Consider the following 23,785-nt stretch of genomic DNA (forward strand, 5'->3'; position numbering starts at 1 on the left):
CTTATTTCTCCTGCTTCAGCGCTTTAATGCGGCTGGAAAGCGAGAACAGACGGATAAAGCCTTCTGCATGGCTTTGGTCGTAAACGTCATCTTCCCCAAAGGTCGCAAACTCTTCTGAGTACAGTGAGTTTGGTGACTTCTTCTTCACTGCAGTGGCTGTGCCCTTGTACAGCTTAACGACGACTTCACCGTTAGCATCTTCAGCGAAGCTTTCTGCCGCCGCCAGCAGTGACTTGTTCAGTGGCGTGAACCAACGACCGTCATACATGACGTGAGAAAACTCCACCGCAAGTTGGTCACGGAACTTACGTGAGTTCTTATCCAGAATCAGTTCGTCGATACCACGCAGCGCCGCCATGATCACGGTGCCGCCTGGGGTCTCATAACAACCACGCGACTTCATGCCGACTAAACGGTTTTCCAAAATATCGACACGACCCACACCATGGGGTGCCGCGAGTTCGTTCAATTTCACCAGCGTGTCGTAAGGGCTAAGCGCTTCACCATCAACAGCAACAACGCGGCCTTTTTCAACGGTCAGGGAAACATACGCTGGGGTATCAGGGGCTTGCTCAGGCGCCGTTGTCCATGCCCAACAGTTTTCTGTCGGCTCGTTCCACGGATCTTCCAGCTCGCCACCTTCGGTGGAGATGTGCCATGCGTTCGCATCACGGCTATAGATCTTGGTCAGGCTGGCAGTACAAGGGATGTCGCGCTCAGCTAAGTAGTTCAACAACTCTTCACGGCTGGACATAGTCCACTCACGCCAAGGGGCGATCACAGCCAGTTGCGGTGCCAATGCGGCGTAGGTGCTTTCAAAACGAACTTGATCATTACCTTTACCGGTACAACCGTGGCACAAGGCGTCTGCGCCTACTTTCAAAGCCACTTCTACCTGAGCTTTGGCGATGATAGGACGCGCCATCGAGGTACCCAGCAAGTAGCTACCTTCGTAAACCGCACCCGTAGTCAGGCTTGGATACACGTAGTCCGCTACGAACTCATCTTTCAGATCGACGATATGACATTCACTGGCGCCGGATGCCAGTGCTTTTTCTTCCAGACCTTCAAGCTCTTCATCACCCTGACCTACATCAGCAGCGAATGCGACCACTTCACAGCCATCATAGTTTTCTTTCAGCCAAGGAATAATGGCTGAGGTATCGAGACCACCGGAATAGGCCAGTACGACTTTTTTAACTTGTTGCTTACTCATGTTTGCCATCACCCTTACTTTAATAATTCCAGCATTACTGAATTTTGTGCCCACATGCGGTTCTCCGCCTGCGGTAATATTAATGATTGTTCGCCATCCAACACCTCAGAGGTCACTTCGTACTCGCGATGTGCCGGTTGGCAATGCATAAAGAATTTCGCGCCAGTATTCGCCATCAACTCAGCATTGATCTGATATGAAGAGAACACGGCTTTAATCTGATCCAATGGCGTGCTGTCACCCATCGACACCCAAGTATCGGCATAAATGGCGTCAACACCGTTGAGCGCACTCAACTCACTGGAGATAGTCAGCTTACCGCCAGTACGCGCATTGATTGCCTGACAATCAACCACAACCTGACCATCCACGTTATAACCTGGAGGACAGACCACCACCATTTCAGCACCGATCTGCGCCGCCAACAACATCAGTGAATGGGTCACATTGTTGCCATCACCGACATAGGCCAGTTTCACTTTTGACGGATCGCCAAGCTTTTCCTGTAACGCGAGAAAATCGGCCAATGCCTGACAAGGGTGATAGAGATCGCTCAGTGCATTGATCACCGGAATAGAGCCACCCGTCGCAAGCTGCTCCAACGTACTCTGCTTAAACACACGCGCTACGATGCCATCGGCCCAGCAGGAGATATTCGCGCCGAAGTCTTTTACGGTTTCCCGTGCACCTAGCTCACCATTTTGCTGATCCAGATAGACCGCGTGGCCACCCATTTTATTTAAACCGATGTCGAAACTCACCCGCGTCCGCAGCGATGGCTTCTCAAATAACATCACCACACTTTTGCCTCGCAAGGCATTGGCGTAATCCTGAGGAGCAGCCTTAATTTTTGCGGCTTGATCCAGCAAATGAAGGATCTGCTCTTTATCGAGATCCTTCAGTGTTAACAGGTGATTTAATGGTTTCATCTAACACTCCATCATGTCTGCGGCTTCTCGCCTCTTCTTGCAGACATCTGTTTCGTTCTTTCTCGTATGCCATCAAGATGGTATACGCATTAATTCTTTTGCTGTGTTTTGCTGCTTAACGCGATGCAGCCTAGCCCAGCACCTTAGTGCCTACCGGCTTACCAGCCAACAGGTCGGTCAATTTTTCTGGCTCACGCCAGCTGGCCACAGCAATACTGCGACCGAGCGTTCGTGCGGCTTGCAGTGCAGCCTGCACCTTAACAGCCATACCATCGGTGATCACACCCTCAGCAACCAGTTGATCGGCTTTTTGCTGATCAATTTCTGGGATCAACTGACGCTCACCATCGAGAATGCCTTCGACATCGGATAACAGCACCAGTTCCGCTTGCAGTAATTGACACAACGCCAGCGCAGCCTGATCGGCGTTAACATTCAACAACTGACCTTCGCGAGATACGGCGATAGAACTAATAATGGGTGTATAGCCATTATCGACCAACAACTTCAACAAGGCCGGATCACCCGCTGAGCCATCTTCGCTGCACTGCCCGACACACCCTAATGCAGGATCGAGTACGCTGGCTTCGACAGTGAACGCATCGCCGATACAAACACCCACCGCTTTCATGCCCGCATTCAGGCCATAAGCTAATAACTGTTTATTGCTGGTGCCCGCTAAAGCGCCGGTGATCACAGCCATCTGCTCCGGTGGCGTGATCCGCAGGCCATCTTTCTTTTCACTGACCATGCCCATGGCAGCCAACTGCTGTTCAACGATACAGCCGCCACCGTGAATGATCATCACTGGCCGCAAACGCTGAACGTCCGCCAAGGCTGCAAACAGTGCTTGCAATGCCTGAGCATTTTCCAGCAAGGCACCGCCAACTTTAATCAGTACCGGAGCACTCATAGCGCAGCCTTCTTACTTATCGGATAATTGGTTAAACCAAAACGAATATTGGCGCACTGGATCGCTTGTGACGCGGCGCCTTTTAGTAGATTGTCGATAGCCGAACCAATCACGATATGACCGCTTTCCAAATCGGCTTTCCAGCCGATATCGCAATAGGGCGTATTGGCCACACCACCGATGCTTGGCCAATGACCTGGCGACAGCTGATTATACAAACGCACCGCTGGCTTACCGGCATAGGCGTGGTCATAGGCTTGGTCAATTGCTGCTGCCGTCACCCCATCCGCCAGTTGAGCGGTGATAGTAGCCACGATACCGCGAGGGAAGTTGCCAAGATGTGGCGTAAAGATAACTGAATTTCCCAAATGCAGAGCGATCTCAGGCTGATGCCGATGATTAAGGACGCCATAAGGGTTGTAGCTGACTTCACAGAAACTATTCACCATGCTGGCTTTACGCCCAGCGCCAGATACACCGCTAACAGCGTTAATCACCGGCGTAGTCTCTGCTTTAAGCAAGCCCGCTTCCTGCAAAGGCTTTAACGCCAACAGGCTAGCAGTAGGGTAGCACCCCGGCACAGCAACCAATTGAGCGTGACTGATCTCAGCCGCATTCCATTCTGCTAAGCCATAAACGGCCTGCTCAAGCCATTCGGGGGAGTCATGGGTAAAGCCATAAAACTGGTCATAAGGCGCGGCCGTATCAAAACGGAAACCACCAGACAGATCCATGACCGTGACGCCAGTTTCCAGCAAGCCGGGCGCCAGAGCCACTGAGACCTTATGATCCGTGGCGAGAAAAACCAGATCCACGCCTTCAGCGGCTTTGGCTACATCGGCTGTGGCCAAGGGTGTCAAAGGCAGGTTTAGCTGGCCGAGATAGCGTCGATGAAGGGTTCCTAATTCGGTGTCGGCATCAGCACTACGCTCTGATACATAGATAGCCTTAAGCGTCATCTGTGGATGCTGCTCAACCAAATTTGCTAATTCGGCGCCGGTATAACCACTGGCACCGATAATGGAACATTTCACCATCTGTTTTTGCCCCTCCGCAAGGAACCCTAACTATAGTTGTTCTAACCTTACTCACTCTTCGATTGCTTATCGTATTCGCCTTTCCAGTCATTGGAACTGCCATACTGGCTGATAAAGAATGAGCCTTATGTTGGCAAAGCTAAATCAAAATGACTTCTTATGCAAGATATCTGCATTTTTATTGGGTTTATTCATTTTTCGCAGCAGCCATTGAACTGGAATGTAAACTTTACGTATATATAACGAAAAATAGGCACCATCGCGCGACTATTAACCATTCGCTAAGTTGCATAATTATTAAAATCGGGAGTTAACATATGCACTAGTGCACATTGCACGCAGTTTCCTTTATTATTTGAACCTCTAAAGTTTGTTTTGTGGCAAAAAGCTATCCAGCTTTGCGCGATAGCCTTGCCGGTTTTTTGCTAGCACACATGCACATAAGGTATTACCAGTATGGATAAATACGCGGCGCTAAGAAGCAATGTCAGCTTCCTCGGCACCCTACTGGGTCGAGCGATCCAGCATGACATGGGTGACGCCTTTCTCGAAAAAATTGAGTCGATTCGACAATTGTCTAAAGGCGCCCAGTCTGGTTCGGAGCAAGACAGAGCAGCCCTTATTGATATTCTGAACTCTCTTGGCGATGAAGAGCTGCTGCCCGTTGCCAAAGCGTTCCAACAGTTTCTTGCCCAAGCCAATATGGCAGAGCAGTTTCACACCATCTCTCGTGATGGGCGGCAACAGGTAGACAAGCCAGATCCTTTCGGCGAACTGTTTGACCGTTTGCACGCACAAGAGGTGTCTGCAGATGAGATCATTGATGCGCTGACCACGCTCAATATTGAATTGGTATTAACCGCGCATCCAACTGAAGTGAATCGTCGAACCCAGATCAACAAGTATGTGCAAGCGGCGCACTGCTTGGGAGATTTGGAAAGTCCACTGAACACAGAGCGGGAAAAAGGCTTGGTTGAAAACCGCCTAGAGCAGTTGATCACCCAGGTGTGGCACACCAACGAGATCCGCGACCAACGCCCGACCCCTGTAGACGAAGCCAAGTGGGGCTTCGCCGTTATCGAACACTCGCTTTGGGAAGCGGTACCGAGCTTTCTACGTGATCTCAACGCGGAACTGGATAGTCGCTTTGGCCGAAAGCTTCCGGTCGATGGCGTGGCACCCATTCGTTTTGCCAGTTGGATGGGCGGCGACCGTGACGGTAACCCGTTTGTTACGGCCAAGGTGACCCGCGAAGTGCTGTTGCTGGCGCGCTGGAAAGTGGCCGATCTCTATATTCGCGATTTAGGGCCACTGATTGGCGAGTTGTCGATGAGCCAATGCGACGACGCCCTTGCTGACTACAGTAACGGTGCCAAAGAACCCTACCGCCATGTACTTAAGCGTTTGCGAGATCACCTGCGCGCCACCCGCGAAGGGATCGAAGCGGTATTGGATGGTCGCTCTGTAGGGGTATGCCCTCTGATCCGTGATGTCAAAGATATCCGTGAGCCCCTGCAACTCTGCTACGAATCATTGCATAACTGTGGCATGGGCGTAGTCGCTGATGGCGCCCTATTAGATACCCTGCGCCGTGTCGCCTGTTTCGGTATCAATCTGGTAAAACTGGATGTTCGTCAAGATGCTGCGCGCCATGCCGATGCGATTGGCGAGATCACCCGTTATTTAGGGTTGGGTGATTACAGCAGCTGGCGTGAAGAGGATAAGCAAGCCTTCCTGTTGCAGGAGCTGGCCAGTAAACGGCCATTACTTCCGAAGCAGTGGCAACCCAGCGCAGATACACAAGAGGTATTAGACACCTGCGAAGTGATCGCTGAACAGCACCCAGATGCCCTCGGCACCTATGTGATCTCGATGGCATCAGATCCTTCCGATGTGTTAGCTGTACAACTGCTACTAAAAGAGTCTGGTGTCAGCTTTAACATGGGCGTCGCGCCACTGTTTGAAACTCTTGATGACCTCAATGGCGGCGCCGACTGTATCAAACGCTTGTTAGAAATCGACTGGTACCGAGGTTATATCAAAGGCCATCAAGAAGTGATGATCGGTTACTCCGATTCAGCCAAAGATGCTGGGATGATGGCCGCCGCTTGGGCACAGTACAGCGCCCAGGAAGATCTGGTGCAAGTTTGTAAAGAAGCCGATGTCTCACTCATGCTGTTCCACGGCCGCGGTGGCACCATTGGACGTGGGGGCGGCCCGGCGCACAATGCGATCCTGTCTCAACCTCCAGGTTCGTTAGATGGCGGTATTCGCGTCACTGAACAGGGCGAAATGATCCGGGTGAAATTTGGTTTACCAGAAGTCGCTCAGCACTCACTGGCGTTATATGGCAGTGCCGTGCTCGAAGGTAAACTGCTACCACCTCCGGTACCGGAGCAAAGCTGGCGCCAGCTAATGGATCAGCTGTCTGCAACCTCCTGTGAAGCCTATCGTGCCGTGGTGCGCGGCGAGCCTCAATTCGTCGAATACTTCCGCGCTGCAACACCGGAAGTTGAGCTGGGCAAACTGCCATTGGGTTCACGCCCACCGAAGCGTAAACCCACTGGCGGAATTGAAAGCTTGCGTGCTATCCCATGGATCTTCGCATGGGCTCAGAACCGGTTAGTGTTGCCGGCCTGGTTAGGCTCACCTGCGGGTCTGAAAGAGGTGATAGCCAATGGCCAACAACCCCTGCTCGAAGAGATGTTCGAACAGTGGCCATTCTTCCGCACCCGCCTCAACATGCTTGAGATGGTGTTCATGAAAGCTGAACCTGAAGTTTCCAAGTATTACGAGCAGGTATTGGTGCCGCAAGAGCTGCACGCTCTGGGTGACAAGCTTCGCGCTCAGCTACAGGAAGGGATCGACATTGTATTATCGCTGACACACGATAACGATCTGATGGAACGGGAAACATGGCAGCAACAGTCTATTAAGCTACGTAACCCTTACATGGACCCATTGCATATGTTGCAAGCAGAGCTACTGCGACGTTCTCGCGCATCAGACGAGGTTTGCAATGCTGTGGATCAGGCATTGATGGTGACCATGACCGGGATCTCTGCGGGTATGCGTAATACCGGGTAATCCCAAAGTAGCAAAAACGAAAAAGCCACCTAATCCAGGTGGCTTTTCTGTCTCTAGGCCTATTCAAAATCTAGGCAGACTCTGCCATCTCCGATGACTTCGGCGTGACGGCGGGCATTTCCCACTCAGGGTGCTGCTGCTTATGTTGCTCGAACAAAAAGCGTCCCAATGCCTGCTCTAAATCGGGTTCATCAAATAACAGGTTGTAAGCCACCGTTTGCTGGTCAATACGCCTAACTTTTGCGCCATAAAGAGGCAGTAGCGAACCACATTCGGGCAATTCCAGCTGCAACTCCAGCTTCTCTGGTGCGGGGCCTTCATGTTCAGGCAGTGTCACAGAGAAACCGCTGAGAGAAATATCATGCACCTTTAGTTCAGCTTCTTTGCCGCATGCTTCCAACAAACGTAGCGGTAACTGCGGCTGCATCCGCCATTGCCTCATAGTGGGGCCGGTTTCGAAGATCTGTGGCGCCTGTAACTCCATGGTTAAACGGTTAAACTCGTCCTGAAATAACTGTAACGGAAAGATAAGACGGCGGTTTTTGAACTGCGCCACCATCTGCATACTGGCAGCCTGTCCGAGACGGCCAAGCATTTCACTGTGCTCTTGATCGCCATCCAACGTAAACGACGGCTGAACCTGATTTCCTTCAGGCAAGCGACTGAACATCACCTCATTGAGAAAACTCAGTTCTTCAGATTCTAAAATTGACGACTCACTCATTTGCGACATCCTTGGGCTGCAAACGTGGAATTTCTGCTGAAAAAACAGTCACTATTCGTGCCAATTATGCACAGTTCACATTTTTTTAACAAGTGTGTGTTAGTGCAAACTGTTATCAAACTTCAACCGGCACAGCTTGTCAGCTGTTCATGAGTAGCCAACGCAACCGGACTGCTTGTTCGAGTCACGGTTACTGATCACTATCAAGGAGTATCGAACAGCAACGAAAGTCACCACTATTCCTAATACTCTCATTGCCGACGAACCAAAATAAAAGCAAGAGAGCTGCTTTGTGATGATCTAAACAACTAACAACGATTCAGCGGTACTACGCGGAACCAAACCCACTCACCAATGCCGCCACCTAGAAAAAATAAATTAATTAAAACAGCCTATTGAGATCTAAAACGGTGATTTTAACTAACGAAGCATTAGTTGATCACCTATCATTAAATAACGCGGGGGAATACGCGATTTAAGACAACAGGACAGCGAATGGCGTTAACATCAGGGTCCAATAAGCAACAGCCTCAACCAGTTATTGATCGAATAAAATCAACCAAACTCGGCCCATTTGTATTAAAGATTTCCCATCACTTCAGCGACGGCTCGGTTTACCACTGGACATCTAGGGCTCACCGTAAAGGTAGTGGCCATGGTGCAATCAACCAAACAAGTCCCACTCTTAGTCAGCGGCTATTGGTTTTTCGGCCGACATTTTTAAGCTGGTGTATGGCGATGCTATTCATGATCGGTGCCGCTTGTTTTGCCGCCCCCTGTATCAACGAGGTCTGGCCTGGGCTAATCAGTCACTGGTTAGAAGATGTCGACACCATCAATATAGTGTTTTTTGTTGGCTCTATCTTCTTCACCAGTGCCGCTTACCTACAGCTTCTCGAGGTGGTCAATGCTGATCGACGGGCAGAATTAGAAGCGGGTGTTACGCCCACTAACCCCTTCACGTGGTTTAGCTGGCAACCTAATCAGATTGGCTGGTTAAGTGCATTTATCCAGCTTGTCGGCACCTTGTTCTTCAATCTAAATACCTTTGATGTGATGTTAAGTGACCTGAACTGGTTGCAACAAGATTTACTGATCTGGACTCCCGACATCATCGGTTGCGTCTGTTTCCTGGTGGCCAGCGGTCTTGCGGTAATTGAAGAGTGCCACAGCTTTTGGGCATGGAAGCCACGATCTATTTCATGGTGGGTCGTCATGGTTAACATGCTCGGATCTATCGCCTTTATGGTCGCAGGCGTATTCACGCTGGTCTTACCCAGTAGCCAGGAGGTTCTCGACTTGTATCAAATCAACCTTTGGACCTTAGTCGGCGCAGCCTGCTTTTTTGTTGGCGCTTATCTGACCCTACCAGAAATGACGCAGTGGAAACGTCCAGCCATGTTAGTTCGGCAACAGGCTCATAACTGACTCTAGATAGTTGGAACAAGCCTAACGTGAGATAAAAAAGAGCCGGCATATGGCCAGCTCTTTTTCTTCTTAAATAATCTGTTGGATTAGTTACTCGGACGTACGCCCAATGAATGGCAGATGGCGTAACTCAGATCAGCCCGATTCAGGGTATAGAAGTGAAAGTCTTTCACGCCCTCTTTCGCCAGCACCTTGACCATATCCATAGCGATCGATGCGCCGAGCAGGTTACGCGTCATGGCGTCATCATCAAGGCCGTCATACATTTTATGCAGCCACTGCGGTAGATGAACGCTGGTCATGCCTGCGAAGCGTTTTAGTTGGTTAAAGTTTGATACCGGCAAAATACCTGGCACGATCTCAACATCGATACCCGCGGTGACACACCGGTCACGAAAACGCAGATAGCTTTCCACATCAAAGAAAAACTGCGTGATGGCACGATTGGCACCAGCATCCACTTTGCGTTTTAGGTTAATCAGATCCGCTTGCGCACTTTTCGCTTCTGGGTGCACTTCTGGGTACGCCGCTACCGAAATATCAAAGTCAGCTTCCGATTTCAGCAAAGCCACCAGATCTGCCGCATACATATCTGGGCGCTCATTGCTGCCTTCCGGCAAATCACCACGTAGTGCGACAATCTCCCGAATACCATTTTGCCAGTAATCACGGGCGATCTGGCGTAACTCATCTCGGCTGGCATCAATACAAGTTAAGTGAGGGGCAGCGGTCAAGCCGGTATCTTTCTTAATCCGCTTAACGATGTCGTGGGTACGATCCCGTTCACCGCTACAGGCACCATAAGTCACTGAGACAAATTTAGGCTTTAGAGGGGCTAAACGCTCAATCGAGTTCCACAGCGTCTGCTCCATCTTTTCATTGCTTGGCGGGAAGAACTCAAAAGAAACATTGATCTTGCCAAGCTCCGACAAGCTTTGGTTCAACAGACCTATCTGCTGTGCGTGACTTAATGCCATTTCACTTAACTCCCTGGCCTTGCCAGTGCTGAATGCAATGTGACTCACAGGGTCACATTTAGATGTTTAGACGTCTATACGGCCTAAATTTGAGGTGATCGGCATTTAATGTCAAGTCATTTTTGTGCCAAAACACCGAGCGCAACAGCACTCAGCTTGCCCGTGCCTTGCCCGTTAGGTAACCAAAAGGCGATAAAAAAGGAGGCAACAGCCTCCTTATTACGCAATCCAAATGACGGTGAGCGACTAATCTTCGGTGTGCAGATCCGGGATCGGTAAGCCTAACTCTTCCATCTGCTTGCGTACCTCTTCAGGCAAGTCATCTGGACTGTCTTTTCGTAGGTCGTCATCAGCGGGCAGCGGTTGCCCTGTGTAGGCATGCAGAAACGCTTCACAAAGCAGCTCACTATTAGTGGCATGGCGTAAATTATTAACCTGACGACGCGTACGTTCGTCGGTCAGGATCTTAAGCACCTTAAGCGGAATAGAAACAGTGATTTTTTTAACCTGCTCATTCTTCTTACCATGCTCTGCATAAGGGCTGATATATTCGCCGTTCCACTCTGCCATGTCAGCGCTGCCTACCTTCGTTTGCTGCAAATAACCCTGCTGATTGTACCGAGTCAGACGAGTCAGTCAAATATAGCAATCCAAATGGCGGGATGTTTAGACGTCCAGATATCTTGACGTCTGAAAGTTCATCCCTTATCGTTGCCTCATGCCCGCCTCTGCCTGCATATTTCGATGTCCAGCAGATGGCCCCTTAGCCAAAGTGAGAGCAACCAGATGAGCAAACGTAACATTGCCACCGTATCGGTGCGTGCCGGTATCGATACTGACCATCAGCACGGTGCTGTGGTGCCGCCAATCTATCTGTCCAGCAACTATACGTTTGCGGACTTCGATCAGCCGCGACAATATGATTACACACGTTCAGGCAACCCTACCCGCGATGCACTAGCCGAAGCGTTAGCTGAACTCGAGCAAGGCGCGAAAGGCGTAATCACCAGCACGGGTATGGCGGCTGTGCATTTGGCTACCATGTTATTAGAAGCCGATGATCTGCTGGTTGTTCCTCACGACTGTTATGGCGGTAGCTATCGCCTGTTCACCAATTTAGAAAAGAAAGGCCATTTCAAATTGTTGGTGGTTGATCAGAATGATCCCACCGCGTTCGCTGCGGCGTTGGCACAGAAGCCAAAAATGGTTTGGGTAGAAACACCAAGTAACCCACTGCTACGTGTGGTTGACGTGGCTGCTATCTGCGAGCAAGCCCACGCTCAAGGTGCTTTAGTCACGGTTGATAACACTTTCCTGTCACCGGTATTGCAACAGCCGTTAACTCTGGGTGCAGATATCGTCGTCCACTCTACAACCAAATACATTAACGGCCATTCCGACGTTGTTGGCGGTGCCGTTGTCGCCAAAGAGCAGGCAATGGGTGATGATTTAGCTTGGTGGGCAAACTGTATCGGGATCACAGGTTCTCCATTTGACAGCTTCCTGACCATGCGGGGTTTGCGCACGCTCAAGCCACGAGTGAAACAACACCAGGATAATGCCGCGGAGATCATCAAATTCTTACAGCAACAAACCAAAGTTGCGGCGATTTATCACCCGAGCCTGCCGGATCATCCAGGCCACGAGATCGCCAAGCGTCAGCAGCATGGTTTTGGTGCCATGTTGAGCTTTGAGCTGAAAGGCGGCGTCGATGAGGTAAAAGCATTTCTCAGTGGTCTGAGTTTGTTCTCATTGGCAGAATCTCTTGGCGGTGTAGAAAGCTTAGTTGCCCACCCGGCAACCATGACCCATGCAGCCATGGATGAAGCAGCGCGCATTGAAGCGGGCATTGGCAACAACCTGCTTCGTTTATCTGTCGGCATCGAAGATGTGGCAGATCTAATTGCAGATCTGCAAGCGGGCTTTGATGCGGTTTAAGTTATAATTGGCCGACTGGCATAACCTAAGGTAATCAGCCGATATGTGGCAGCACGCACAGCGCAGTGAATCCGTGTCATCACGGAGCAGAGTTCATAAGTTTGGTGGCAGTAGTTTGGCCGATGCAGATTGCTATCTGCGGGTCGTAGAACTGCTAAAAGAGCACACCTCTGCAGGGGATCTTGTGGTGGTCTCAGCGGCGGGTAAAACCACCAACGCGCTGGTGTTGTGCAGCAAAAGTGCGGGCAGCAATGACGAGCTGGTAAAACAAACCTTAACTGATCTGGAGCGCTTTCAAGGCAGTCTGATCACCCAGCTGTTAGACGGTGCCGCGGCAAAACAAGCCCTGCAATCGTTAAGCGATGATCTCAACCAGATCCAGACTCTGCTGCAAGCTGGCGATGAGTCGGCGCGCTATAACGAAACTGTCGGATTTGGCGAGCTATGGTCAGCTCGGCTACTGGCGGCATTGCTCAATCAGTCGACAGTGCCCGCAGGCTGGTTGGATGCACGCGAGATTTTCTCGGCACAGCCGGGGCCGCAACCAGAGATCGATGTTGCACTGTCGCAGCCAAAACTGGCCGAACAACTGTTACAGCGCCAAGAGGAGCTCACCATTGTCACTGGCTTTATCAGCCGTGGCCCCGACGGTGAAACCGTGACCCTTGGCCGTAACGGCAGTGACTACAGCGCGACTATGCTGGCCACCTTAGCCGATGCGCAAGCCGCTACTATTTGGACTGATGTTGCCGGTATCTTTAGTGCCGATCCCAATAAGGTCAAAGGGGCGCGTACGCAACCAATTCTATCGCTGGCGGAAGCCGCTGAGCTGGCACGTTTAGGCTCACCGGTACTGCATACTCGCACGCTACAGCCGATGGTCGGCCGCAAGACGCGCTTATCGATCCGTTCAACCTTTGCCGCCACCGGTAGTCATACCCAAATAGCCCCCACTCAGGTGGGTGAAAAGGGTGCCAAGATTGTCACCTCATTAGATAAAGTCTGCCTGATCAGTATGAACACCTCATCCCGACAGGCATTTGAGGAAGCCACGGCCACCATTCGCGCTTATCTCGACCGTTATCAGTTAGTGCCACTGGCAAAACAATATCAACCCGATCAGCGCTTGATCCGGCTCTGTTTTACCGCAGAAGTCGCGGAAACTGCGTTTGCCCGACTGAAAGACTTTCAGCTGCAGGGCGCGTTCTGCAACCTAACACTGAATGACAACTACGCCTTAGCAGCCATGGTTGGCGATGGTGTCACCGAGAATGCCCGCCACTACCACTGCTTCTATCGCCATCTGCAAGATGCGCCAGTTGAGTTTATTCAACCCGGTGAACATGGCCTCAGTTTAGTGGCAGTGCTGCGGGAAACCGACCTAGATACCCTGCTCTCGCATATGCATCACGGTATCTCCAGTCCCGATAAGAAACTGGGCGTGGCATTGTTTGGTACCGGCAATATCGGCTCTGGTTGGTTACGCCTGTATCAAGAACAGCAGCATTATTTGTCCAACTATCACCGCCTTGAAGTACAACTCTGTGCACTGTACAACCAAGACGGCGCGATTATCGACTTCACCGGTATCGAGGTAGATGATTGGCAGGCGCGTTTTCAGCAGCACAAAGAAGATATGGGCTTCGAACAGTTACTCGAACTGCTCGCAGGTCATCCCTATGACGAACTGGTTGTGATCGACGCGACCGATAGTCGAGATCTGGCGTATCAATACCCTGCGCTGATGGAACATGGCATCCATCTGATCAGCGCCAATAAATATCCGGCGTCGGCACCATTATCGCTGTACCGTGAAATTACCCAGCAACGCAAAGAGAAAGCTGTGGTTTGGCTCAACAATGCCACCGTGGGTGCGGGACTGCCGGTGCACTATGTCACGGGCGACCTGCAACACTCCGGCGACGAAGTGGTCAGCATCAGTGGCGTATGGTCAGGCACCATGTCTTGGCTACTACAGCAATATGATGGCAAACAGCCATTCTCTTCTTTGATCCGTGAGGCCATGGATCAGGGGCTCACCGAGCCAGATCCACGGGAAGATCTCACTGGCGAAGATGTTTGCTGTAAGTTGCTGATCCTCGCTCGTCAGCTGGGTATGGAAGAGTTTGAAATGGATGACATCGAGGTGGTTTCTCTGGTCGATGAAGAGGCTCTGGAGGGCTCAATCGAAGAGTTCTTCGCCAATGCCGAGGTATTTGATCGTCAAATTGCTTCCGCATATGGTCGCGCCGAAGCCAGTGGCCGCGTATTGCGCTATATCGCCCGTCTAGAGCGTGGCGGTCAGGCTCACGTTGGTTTGGAATTTCTCGATCCAAGTGACCCCATGGCCAACTGCCATGCAGGGGAAAATATCTATGCTATCCACAGTGAATGGTTTAAAGAGCAGCCGTTGGTGATCCGTGGCCCGGCAGTTGGCCCCGAACTCACGGCAGGCTCGGTACAGTCAGATCTGTTTAAGCTATGCCAGCATATTAAGTCAGCCTAAACGCGTTACAACCAGACAATAAAAAGGGCCGCTATTCGTTAGCGGCCCTTTTTATTTTTGGAGCAACAATATGTTTAATAAGAAGTTTTTACGGCCACCGTCGCCAATGCGGCGGTTAATTTTGCCCGCGCTTCTCGAAACTGTTCAAGCGCTCTTACCAGATAGGTATTCGCCTCTTCCAGATAACCATCTGCCGACGCCGACCAGATACGATTGATATAACGCTCCCCCGCGGCAAATGGCGACATCACATCCGCAAACACCTGCACACCGCAGCTATGGCGAATACTGTACCTGGCCTCGGCAAACTGATTCAGATCGGCACGAAACAGGCGGTCAATCTCAAAACGGTATTCATGCACCGGCAACTCGTGGCGCCTATCCACCAGCTGTTCTGCCTCCATCACAATGCGACCAAGGGCATCATTCAGTTGACCCAAATTTTCCTCAAGCTGTTCCGGGTCATGAGCAACAAGGTGTTGATGACGCTTCACCATCACCAAGCCAACTGCTCCCACCACCATCGCTACAGCATAATAGCCCCACGGCAACGTGGCAGGATCCAGAGAGGTGGTAAACGCCGCAGCCAGCGCACCAATAATCAATAGCATATAACCAAGCAGCAACATTACAGCCCCTCCATCACGTAACTGACGGCGAATCCAACCCCTATTAACGCTTCACCGACGATCAAGCCTGCGGCGATAGGAATACCGACCGACTCACTGTATGCATCACCTTTATAACGGTCGCATAGTTCACGTAGCAGGGTACCTAGGGCATAGGTCAGCACGATATTAAAGGGAAGATAGAAACCCAGCCCCACGGTAATACCTAAGCCACCGGACAACGCCGAGAGCAGAGCACCAATACCGGCACCCGCCAGATACTTTTCTGTCGGGATGTCACCGCCGAGAATACCGCTGATCATGCTAGCCAACGCTTGCCCCTGAGGGGCGGGTAGTTTTTCCGATCCTAAGCCGTAGGCTTCATGCAGCACCATGATCAAACCGATCACCAGCAGCGGCCCTAACCAGGCTCCTAAGAATTGTCCCATCTGTTGCATCTTCGGCGTTGCGCCCACCAGATAGCCGGTTTTCAGATCCAGCATCAGATCAGTGGCCTGACTCATGGCAACACATACCGCCGCGCCCAAGGTCACCGCAGCAATCACTGCTTCGGCGTCACCCAACCCTTTAGCGATAATGATCAGTATGGTCACCGCGATCAGCGTCATACCAGAAAGTGGCGACCAATTAGTACGGCCAATAGCTTCCGATAAGATCACCCCAGCAATCCAGATCCAGAGGGTACCCATCACCGCCATGAGTAGGCCGCGGCCCAAGCCCATATGCTCCGTCGACAAAATAGACATCACTGCCAGTAGGATCGCCGCCGCCACAATGGCGATATACAGCAGCTTAATCGGCATCTCGTCTTTACTTACCACCGACTTACTCACCGCGGCACTCTGCATTGAGCGGATAGCGGAGATGATCAGGGGCAAGGCCAGGGCGATCCCCATCAACGCGCCCCCAATTAACATGCCGATCCCCACCGGCCGAAACAGATCAACCCGTAAAGCATTCGGCAGCGTCACCGGATTGCCAGCCGCATCCAGCGGCAACAAATCAAAGCCACTAAGTAAGGGCGCTAATAACCAGTAACAGACAAAACCACCAAGAATAAAGGCGATACCACCTCGGCCAGCGATAAAACCAACCCCAACCGTGAGTAGCGACAGATACCAGACACCATTCATATACTCGGGCAAGCCAATCAAAGCGCCCAGATCCCAGTTATCGACACCGCCCATTTGCGATCCAAAGTGAACCAGCGCAGCCACTGCCGCGGCCCCTACTAACAGCTTGGCTTTTTGCACGCCAGCACCCGGTGACTTGAGGATCGTGGCCACCGCCACGCCCCCTGGATAGGTCAGGCGCTCATAGTCGATCATCTGTTTACGTAACGGAATAATAAAAGCGATACCAAGAAAGGCACCGGCAATACAGCCAAAGGTCAGCAGCACGGGGTCAAAGTCGGTATACCCCAGAATAAACAGCGCGGGCACCGAGAACATCATCCCCGAAGATGCGCCATTAACCGCACTGGCGACAGTTTGGGTGACGTTGTTTTCAACAATGGAGTGACGCCCAAGCATTCCCCGCAGCACGGCAAATCCCAAAATGGCGGCTAACTCGGAGCCCTCAATAGAAAAACCGAGGATCAGGGCGGCATAACCGATACTGATGGCAATAATGGCGCCAAGAAAGTATCCCACCAGCACGGCAGGTAGCGTCAACTCGGGGTAGGGACCGTGACGCACCACGGTATCTGTCTGTTTCAAAACACAGCCCTCTTATATATTTGGCTTTCCCTAATGCGGATACCGCCACTAAGCGTCGATCCGCTGCTGTTACGACATCACAGCAGTAAGCAATGAAGCCTTGATAACACTCTAACTATGCATGCAGCGCGTCCCAAAGCAAGCCAAATGACTGATCACATTCGATTTCTGTGGGCATACGCCGCTGCGCAATATAATAAAATGCGGTCTGCAGCAGTAATCCATGACAGGTTTCATACAGCAGCTCCACTGGTAAACACTTAAACACGGCTTGCTGCTGACCAACCCGCAACAAGCCATTGATAAAGCCAAACACTTGGGTCTGCGCCGTTTGCTGTGTCTGGTTGTTGATGTATGGAGAGTGATTGTATTGCGCAAAAAAACGCACTTTTTCCGGCATGCTGACACACCAGCACAAAGAGTGCTGCCAAAACTGCTTGGCAACAGTGCGAAGTTGCTGTGACGAAGGCTGTCCAGACAAGGAGAGAGACTGCGCCGCGATACCCTCTGCTAACTCTACTTTAACAGCGAGATAGAGGGCATTAATTAACGCCTCCTTGGAGGCGAAATGATGAAACAGCGTGCCGGTAGCTACGCCAGCGTGCTTGGCTATGGCTGCCGTCGAGGTGCCATGAAACCCCTGTTCTATAAACAGTGTTAGCGCCGCATCTAAAATACGCTGACGCTTATGGATCGATCTCGGGGCAGGTTTCAGATTAGCGGACAAAAATCTTCACCAACAGCTTTTGCAGCCAACGACCATAGGGGGGATGCACCAGCAGTGACGATGCAAATAGTCCCTGCTTCAACACCGTTTTCACTTTCGAGAAAGTGAGAAATCCTTCATGGCCATGATAGTGCCCCATACCCGAGGGGCCAATACCACCAAACGGCGCATCGTCCGCAGCGACATGGAAAATCGTATCGTTTATACAGACACCACCGGAATGAGTTTCTGTTTCTATCCGCTGCTGCAAAGCTTTGTCGAAAGAGAGCAGATACAAGGCCAATGGCCGCGGCCGTTTAGCAATATATTCCAGTGCCTCATCAATATCGGTATATGGGATAACCGGAAGCAGAGGGCCAAAAATCTCCTGCTGCATCAGCGTCATCTCATCACTGACATTAAGGAGCAGCTGGGTGGCCATGCGGCGTTGGTTATCGTCACCGCGACCACCACAAGGGATCACCTGCGCGCCTTTCTCCTCCGCATCCGCTAACCAAGCTTGTAGCCGCTGATACTGCCGCGAGTTAATCACACAGCTGTAATCGTCACCCCCCTCTCCATTCGGATACATCTGCTGAAAGCGGCGCACAAACTGTTCACAGAATTCGCTCAACTTGTCGGCCGGACACAATACATAATCGGGCGACACGCAGATCTGACCAGCATTAAGCGTCTTACCATAGATCATCCGCGCTACAGCGGTATCGATCGCCATATCAGGGGCGATAATCACCGGCGACTTACCACCCAACTCAAGGGTGACAGGGGTTAAGTTTTCCGCTGCCGCACGCATCACATGATGTCCGACAGCGGTCGAACCGGTAAACAGCAGATGATCAAAAGGCAGCGCTGAAAACGCCTGGGCAACATCCGCCTCTCCCTCGACGATAGCCACTTCATCTTCACAAAATTGTTGTGCCAATAAACGTTTCAGCAAAGCATTGGTATGAGGGGTAAATTCTGACATTTTTATCATGGCGCGGTTGCCCGCCGCCAATGCCGATGCCAATGGCCCGATAGATAACATCAACGGAAAGTTCCACGGCACCACAATGCCAACCACACCTAACGGCTGATACACCACTTTTACCTGGGCCGGCGCCAGTAATAGGCCGGCACGACGGCGCTGTGGTTTCATCCAACGCTTAAGATGACGGATCTGATATTTCACCATCTGCACCGACGGCAAAATATCACCAAACATAGAATCATCTTTGGCGCGATGCCCAAAGTCAGCACTCAACGCCTGCGCCAACGCTTGCTGATTATCAACCAGCAGACGTTGCAACCCGGACAATTGAGTTAAACGAGTCTCGGCCGAAGGAAATGGGCAAGCAGAAAAAGCTGCACGTTGATGTTCAAGCCGCTGTTTCAACGTCGGCTCTGCACCGTCCGGTGCCTGCGCGCATTCAGTATTGACCATCGCAGCAGGATCACGGACCTCAACATCCTCCGCAACGGGTTGGCTACTCTCCAGCATGGCGCTACTCCGAACTATCTCTAGGCATTAAAGGTGGCAGTATAAACAAAACCGACTAATCAGTCGGTTTGAGCATAGTTGCTATCCTCCATCCACACAAACCCAACCTGTAGTAACTAAAAGTGATAACAAAATAGTAAATATTCTAAGTCAACCCAGAGCCTCGCCAGCGGCTGTTCTAGGCTTTATTAGATAACCTTGGCAGGGACGACTCATGATTATTTCACACCGACACAAGTTCATTTTTCTAAAAACCAACAAGACGGCGGGAACCAGCATCGAACTGGCTCTCAGGCAACATTGTGGTGGTGAAGATGTGATCACCCGAGTCACCCCGACGGACGAATCAAAAAGCCAGCAGCTCGGGGGCTGTGGGGCGCAACACTATTTAGTACCGTTGAAACATTACAGCAAAGGTGACTGGATCAACCTATTAAAAGGTAAACCGCGACGCTTCTACAATCATATTCGTGCGGCAGAGGTGAGAGAGCTAGTTGGCGCAGAGATATGGGATAGCTACTACAAATTTTGCTTCGAGCGTAATCCTTGGGACAAAGTCGTCTCGCTCTATTTTTGGCGCTGTCGCCAAGAACCCAGACCTAGCTTGGAAAAATTTGTCGAAGAGGAAGCGTCCAAAGCGATCAATTTGCGCGGCTGGCAGGTTTACACCATCAATAACCAAATCGCTGTCGATAAAGTATATCGCTTTGAACAGATGGATCAGGCGATGAAGGAGCTAGCAGAACGTTTTGCTCTACCTTCGCTATGCCTACCTAATGCCAAAAGCTCTTTCCGCGAGAGCAAAAATTATCGAGAGTTATTCTCCGAGCCTTTACGTCAGCGGGTCGGTGAACTGTTCAGCAAACAGGTGTCATTGTTTGACTATCAGTTTTGACGCGGTGGCAGATTGCTGATCAGCGCCAGCTGCCAAGGATGCTCCAAACGCATACGCAGCCTGTCATAAGCATCGTAAACCCGGCCGGTGATGCGAACAGTCTCTAATAGCTGAGTACGTAGGTTAAACTCAGAAAAGAGTTCAAGATGCTGTTTATCCAGCTCGACATAGATCCGGTTATCTAACACCAGATGTAAAGATTTCGGCGAGTCTTCAATCCGCGTGATCTTTCCTACCACATCCACTTGGCGCCGCGATTCAGGTTGCACTGAAACTGCACTGCGAGGCTGATTTTCTGCCAGCGCCCATAAGCCGACTCGAGCGGCACGAGCCCGCCGTTCATGGAGTTGATAGCAAAACCAGCCGTAATAATTTGGTGGTATCCAGTATTGCCGCGCGAGTCCAGCTTTCAACAAAGCTTCAGATACATTCTGCCGCTGCTGATTAACAACCACCGCCAAGGTACGCCCATATTTATCCTTAACTCTCACATCATGGCGCAAAGAGACACTACTCCCCTCAGGCAACAGGCTTTTTAATAGATCGGTGGCGGGCAGCGCTAACGCTTCAGATTTTTCAGGGTAGAGGTGTTCCACTTCTGGCGCGTCGATCCCCAACAGCCGTATCTTTCTACCATCATGCAGGGTAAAGGTATCACCATCATTCACATACTTGACCACACCACTGTCATTGTATTCCGGCGGGATACACTCAACGGCAAAACTCACACTCGCCACAGGCAAAAGTGCGATCAACAGGGAGCGGACAAATTTGACGATAAATGTATTGGGCATAGATAACTAACGGCTAGGATTTACAACAGTATGCACTGGATAAAACAAAGGCGCCATTGCGGCGCCTTTGTAAAATTCTTTTCGCTTAAGCGAAGCTTACTTCTTGCTGCTAAGTGCACCAAAACGCTTCTTGAAGCGATCAACACGACCACCTGAAGCAGCTTCTTTCTGCTTACCAGTGTAGAAAGGGTGGCAAGCTGAACATACGTCCAGGTGCAGATCCTTACCAACTGTTGAACGGATAGTCAGTACGTTGCCGCAAGAACAAGTCGCAGTCACTTCTGCGTAATCAGGATGGATACCATCTTTCATGGGATAACCTCATTGGGCCGTGTCGCCATCCGGTCACCCCTTGTGCCGGACACCACACGTATTGTGGATAAATTTGGGTCGCGAATGTTACCGGATCAGGGTCTGATCGATCAAGCGTTATTGGTAATAAATTGACCAACTTTATAAATACCGAACCAACTAACCCGTCAGCGGCTTGTGATCTGCAGATGCCATCGGTATGTTGCTGCAGAGAGTTATCAACTGTTGTGGCGAATGTCTTCAACCAATTTCACACCCCGTTATCTTAAAGTGGCTCTATCTGTGCCAATGCGCAGACTGTTTGACTACCGATTACCGGAAGGCGAATCGGTCAGTGACTGGCCTGCAGGTATTCGCGTCAAAGTACCGTTTGGCAAGTCCCATCGCATCGGCTTGCTGGTTGAACATGCCAGCAGCACAGAATGGCAGCCAGAACAGGTCAAGCCTGCGCAACAGCGACTAGATGATCAACCACTGCTTCCAGAATCGCTATGGCAACTGAGCTTGTGGAGCGCAAAATACTACCAACACGCCTTAGGCGATGCTCTGCTCAGCACCTTACCCACTAAACTGCGCGAAGGCGGCGCGCTGTCGGCGGGTAACATTCGCCAATGGCGCTTAACCGCTGCCGGACAACAAACCACCCCTGCCAGCTTATCCAGAGCCAAAGCACAACAGCACCTGTTATCCCTATTTCAGCAGGAGCAGGCACTGACGGACAACGCCATCGCAGAACAAGCCGGCAGCCGTAGTGCGCTATTGGCGATGGAGAAGAAAGCGCTGATTGAAGCGTTCAGCATTGCCAGCGGCGATGCCAAGTGGGGAGAAAAGCTCCAGATCAGTAGTGACACGCCTGTGCTGAACAAAGAGCAGGCCGCCGCTGTGGCAGCCATCAGAGGATCACAACAACAGTTCCAACCCTTTCTCTTAGAGGGCGTCACCGGCAGTGGCAAAACCGAGGTTTATCTACAAGCGATGGCACCCGTGCTAGAAGCGGGCAAGCAGGTGTTGATGCTGGTTCCCGAAATCGGCCTGACACCACAGACCCTCAGCCGCTTTCAAAAACGTTTTAATTGCCCCATCGCCATGCTTCACTCTGGCCTCAACGACACCGAACGCCTGGATGCCTGGCTACAAGCCCGCGATAATCGGGCTGGGATCGTCATCGGTACCCGTTCAGCCATTTTCACCCCTTGCCATCAATTAGGGATGATCATCGTCGATGAAGAGCATGATATGAGCCTGAAGCAGCAGGAGGGCTATCGCTATCATGCACGGGATCTGGCGGTAGCCAGAGCGCAGAAAGAGCAACTTCCGCTGTTGCTAGGATCTGCAACACCATCACTGGAAACATTACAGAATGCACTGCATGGTCGTTACCAGCACCTGCAGTTACGCAGCCGCGCGGGTAATGCCCAAGCGGTGAAACATCAGTTACTCGACATCAAAGGCCGACCATTAGATCAAGGTTTTAGTCCAGAACTATTAGGGCTGATTAAACAACACCTGCACAACGACGGACAGGTGTTAGTGTTTCTCAACCGCCGAGGTTATGCACCGTCGCTGATATGTCACGAATGTGGTTATCTAGAAGAGTGTCGTCGTTGTGATGCTTACTACACCTTGCATCAACGTACGGGCCTGCTGCAGTGTCATCACTGTGGCAGCCAAAAGCCAGTGCCCCACCAATGCCCGGAATGCGGCTCCACCCGCCTGCTTGGGCGGGGTGTCGGCACTGAGCAGTTAGAACAGGCGCTACAACGCCACTTCCCTGAGCATCCCTGTATCCGTATCGACCGCGACAGCACCCGACGGAAAGGCGCACTGGATGCATTTCTTGGTCAGATAAAGCGCGGCGAAGCAAAACTATTACTCGGCACCCAGATGTTAGCCAAAGGGCATCACTTTCCGGAGGTGACACTGGTGGTCATTATGGATGTGGATGGGGCCTTATTTAGTGCAGATTTTCGTGCACCAGAGCGTCTGGGGCAGTTGATCACCCAGGTGGCAGGACGCGCAGGACGCGCTGGCAAGCAAGGTACTTTAGTAATGCAAACCCATCACCCCGAGCATATTCTGTTACAGGATCTGCTGCAGAATGGTTATGGTCACTTTGCTCGTACCGCACTGAGTGAACGAAAACAGGCGCAACTGCCACCATTTCGCCATTTGGCGCTGTTTCGGGCGGAAAGCCATCGCTCAGAAGATGCTGAAGCATTTTTAATGCAACTCTCAGCATTGTTGCAACAGAAGCTCATAGAATCGGCCATCGAACTCGGTGCGGTGCTCGGCCCGATGCCGGCACCGATGGAGCGAAAAGCAGGGCGGTTTCGTTGGCAACTGCTACTGGAGTCTGCCGAACGTAAGACTCTGCACCAGTGGCTGCACGGGATCTTAGTTCAGGCCGAAAAACTACCGATCAGTCGCAAGATCCGCTGGTCATTAGATATTGACCCACAAGATCTTAGCTAAGTA

At 51.3% G+C, this 23,785-nt stretch carries 19 protein-coding genes; 6 read left to right on the plus strand and 13 right to left on the minus strand.

The window, feature by feature from the left end:
- Window position 1: 1 nt before the first annotated feature.
- From DU002_RS16840 to argC, 4 genes are all read right to left on the minus strand, one after another.
- On the minus strand, window positions 2-1,216 hold the full coding sequence (locus DU002_RS16840; RefSeq protein ID WP_114339717.1) for an argininosuccinate synthase: 1,215 nt from the start codon (window positions 1,214-1,216) through the stop codon (window positions 2-4).
- A gap of 14 nt (window positions 1,217-1,230) precedes the next feature.
- Window positions 1,231-2,145, minus strand: coding sequence for an ornithine carbamoyltransferase (locus tag DU002_RS16845; RefSeq protein WP_114339616.1), 915 nt, complete (start codon window positions 2,143-2,145; stop codon window positions 1,231-1,233).
- A 130-nt stretch (window positions 2,146-2,275) separates the two neighbouring features.
- Window positions 2,276-3,058: an acetylglutamate kinase gene (gene argB, locus DU002_RS16850; RefSeq protein ID WP_114339617.1), complete on the minus strand. Its 783-nt coding sequence runs from the start codon at window positions 3,056-3,058 to the stop codon at window positions 2,276-2,278.
- Window positions 3,055-4,095: an N-acetyl-gamma-glutamyl-phosphate reductase gene (argC, locus tag DU002_RS16855; RefSeq protein ID WP_114339618.1), complete on the minus strand. Its 1,041-nt coding sequence runs from the start codon at window positions 4,093-4,095 to the stop codon at window positions 3,055-3,057. Before argC ends, argB begins: the two co-directional genes overlap by 4 nt.
- Before the next feature lie 456 nt (window positions 4,096-4,551).
- Between argC and ppc the strand changes: the two genes are divergently transcribed.
- Complete coding sequence (gene ppc / locus DU002_RS16860; RefSeq protein ID WP_114339619.1) at window positions 4,552-7,182, plus strand: phosphoenolpyruvate carboxylase; 2,631 nt, start codon at window positions 4,552-4,554, stop codon at window positions 7,180-7,182.
- 70 nt (window positions 7,183-7,252) lie between these two features.
- Here the strand turns inward: ppc and DU002_RS16865 are convergent, their stop codons facing one another.
- Window positions 7,253-7,906, minus strand: coding sequence for a PilZ domain-containing protein (locus DU002_RS16865; protein WP_158538116.1), 654 nt, complete (start codon window positions 7,904-7,906; stop codon window positions 7,253-7,255).
- A gap of 732 nt (window positions 7,907-8,638) precedes the next feature.
- On the opposite strand from DU002_RS16865, the gene DU002_RS16870 reads away from it, so the two are divergent.
- Window positions 8,639-9,334: a hypothetical protein gene (locus DU002_RS16870; protein WP_147271891.1), complete on the plus strand. Its 696-nt coding sequence runs from the start codon at window positions 8,639-8,641 to the stop codon at window positions 9,332-9,334.
- An 86-nt stretch (window positions 9,335-9,420) separates the two neighbouring features.
- Here the strand turns inward: DU002_RS16870 and metF are convergent, their stop codons facing one another.
- On the minus strand, window positions 9,421-10,311 hold the full coding sequence (gene metF, locus DU002_RS16875; protein WP_114339622.1) for a methylenetetrahydrofolate reductase: 891 nt from the start codon (window positions 10,309-10,311) through the stop codon (window positions 9,421-9,423).
- Between the two features lie 246 nt (window positions 10,312-10,557).
- The gene (gene metJ / locus DU002_RS16880; protein ID WP_114339718.1) at window positions 10,558-10,881 is read right to left on the minus strand and encodes a met regulon transcriptional regulator MetJ; all 324 of its coding nucleotides are present in this window, start codon (window positions 10,879-10,881) and stop codon (window positions 10,558-10,560) included.
- 216 nt (window positions 10,882-11,097) lie between these two features.
- Between metJ and metB the strand changes: the two genes are divergently transcribed.
- The gene (gene metB, locus DU002_RS16885; protein ID WP_114339623.1) at window positions 11,098-12,249 is read left to right on the plus strand and encodes a cystathionine gamma-synthase; all 1,152 of its coding nucleotides are present in this window, start codon (window positions 11,098-11,100) and stop codon (window positions 12,247-12,249) included.
- Window positions 12,250-12,292: 43 nt separating this feature from the next.
- The gene (gene metL, locus DU002_RS16890) at window positions 12,293-14,755 is read left to right on the plus strand and encodes a bifunctional aspartate kinase/homoserine dehydrogenase II (RefSeq protein WP_114339624.1); all 2,463 of its coding nucleotides are present in this window, start codon (window positions 12,293-12,295) and stop codon (window positions 14,753-14,755) included.
- A 74-nt stretch (window positions 14,756-14,829) separates the two neighbouring features.
- Here the strand turns inward: metL and DU002_RS16895 are convergent, their stop codons facing one another.
- The 4 genes from DU002_RS16895 to DU002_RS16910 all read right to left on the minus strand — a co-directional run bounded on the left by DU002_RS16895 (window position 14,830) and on the right by DU002_RS16910 (window position 19,309).
- The gene (locus DU002_RS16895) at window positions 14,830-15,384 is read right to left on the minus strand and encodes a hypothetical protein (RefSeq protein WP_114339625.1); all 555 of its coding nucleotides are present in this window, start codon (window positions 15,382-15,384) and stop codon (window positions 14,830-14,832) included.
- Window positions 15,384-17,102, minus strand: coding sequence for an OPT family oligopeptide transporter (locus DU002_RS16900; protein WP_114339626.1), 1,719 nt, complete (start codon window positions 17,100-17,102; stop codon window positions 15,384-15,386). Before DU002_RS16900 ends, DU002_RS16895 begins: the two co-directional genes overlap by 1 nt.
- A 115-nt stretch (window positions 17,103-17,217) precedes the next feature.
- Window positions 17,218-17,829, minus strand: a complete 612-nt coding sequence (locus tag DU002_RS16905) for a TetR/AcrR family transcriptional regulator (RefSeq protein WP_114339627.1) — start codon at window positions 17,827-17,829, stop codon at window positions 17,218-17,220.
- On the minus strand, window positions 17,819-19,309 hold the full coding sequence (locus DU002_RS16910) for a coniferyl aldehyde dehydrogenase (RefSeq protein WP_114339628.1): 1,491 nt from the start codon (window positions 19,307-19,309) through the stop codon (window positions 17,819-17,821). Before DU002_RS16910 ends, DU002_RS16905 begins: the two co-directional genes overlap by 11 nt.
- Window positions 19,310-19,523: 214 nt before the next feature.
- Here DU002_RS16910 and DU002_RS16915 point away from each other — a divergent pair, with 214 nt between their 5' ends.
- Window positions 19,524-20,204 carry a sulfotransferase family 2 domain-containing protein gene (locus DU002_RS16915; RefSeq protein ID WP_114339629.1) on the plus strand — a complete coding sequence of 227 codons (681 nt, stop codon included), beginning with the start codon at window positions 19,524-19,526 and terminating at the stop codon, window positions 20,202-20,204.
- Here DU002_RS16915 and DU002_RS16920 read toward each other — a convergent pair.
- Complete coding sequence (locus tag DU002_RS16920) at window positions 20,195-20,998, minus strand: thermonuclease family protein (protein WP_114339630.1); 804 nt, start codon at window positions 20,996-20,998, stop codon at window positions 20,195-20,197. The two genes, DU002_RS16915 and DU002_RS16920, sit on opposite strands and share 10 nt — an antisense overlap.
- 96 nt (window positions 20,999-21,094) lie before the next feature.
- Window positions 21,095-21,310: a 50S ribosomal protein L31 gene (gene rpmE, locus DU002_RS16925; protein WP_114339631.1), complete on the minus strand. Its 216-nt coding sequence runs from the start codon at window positions 21,308-21,310 to the stop codon at window positions 21,095-21,097.
- A 234-nt stretch (window positions 21,311-21,544) separates the two neighbouring features.
- On the opposite strand from rpmE, the gene priA reads away from it, so the two are divergent.
- Window positions 21,545-23,782: a primosomal protein N' gene (gene priA, locus DU002_RS16930; RefSeq protein WP_114339632.1), complete on the plus strand. Its 2,238-nt coding sequence runs from the start codon at window positions 21,545-21,547 to the stop codon at window positions 23,780-23,782.
- The last annotated feature ends 3 nt before the right edge of the window (window positions 23,783-23,785 follow it).

It is taken from the genome of Corallincola holothuriorum, assembly GCF_003336225.1.
GTDB classification, from domain to species: domain Bacteria; phylum Pseudomonadota; class Gammaproteobacteria; order Enterobacterales; family Neiellaceae; genus Corallincola; species Corallincola holothuriorum.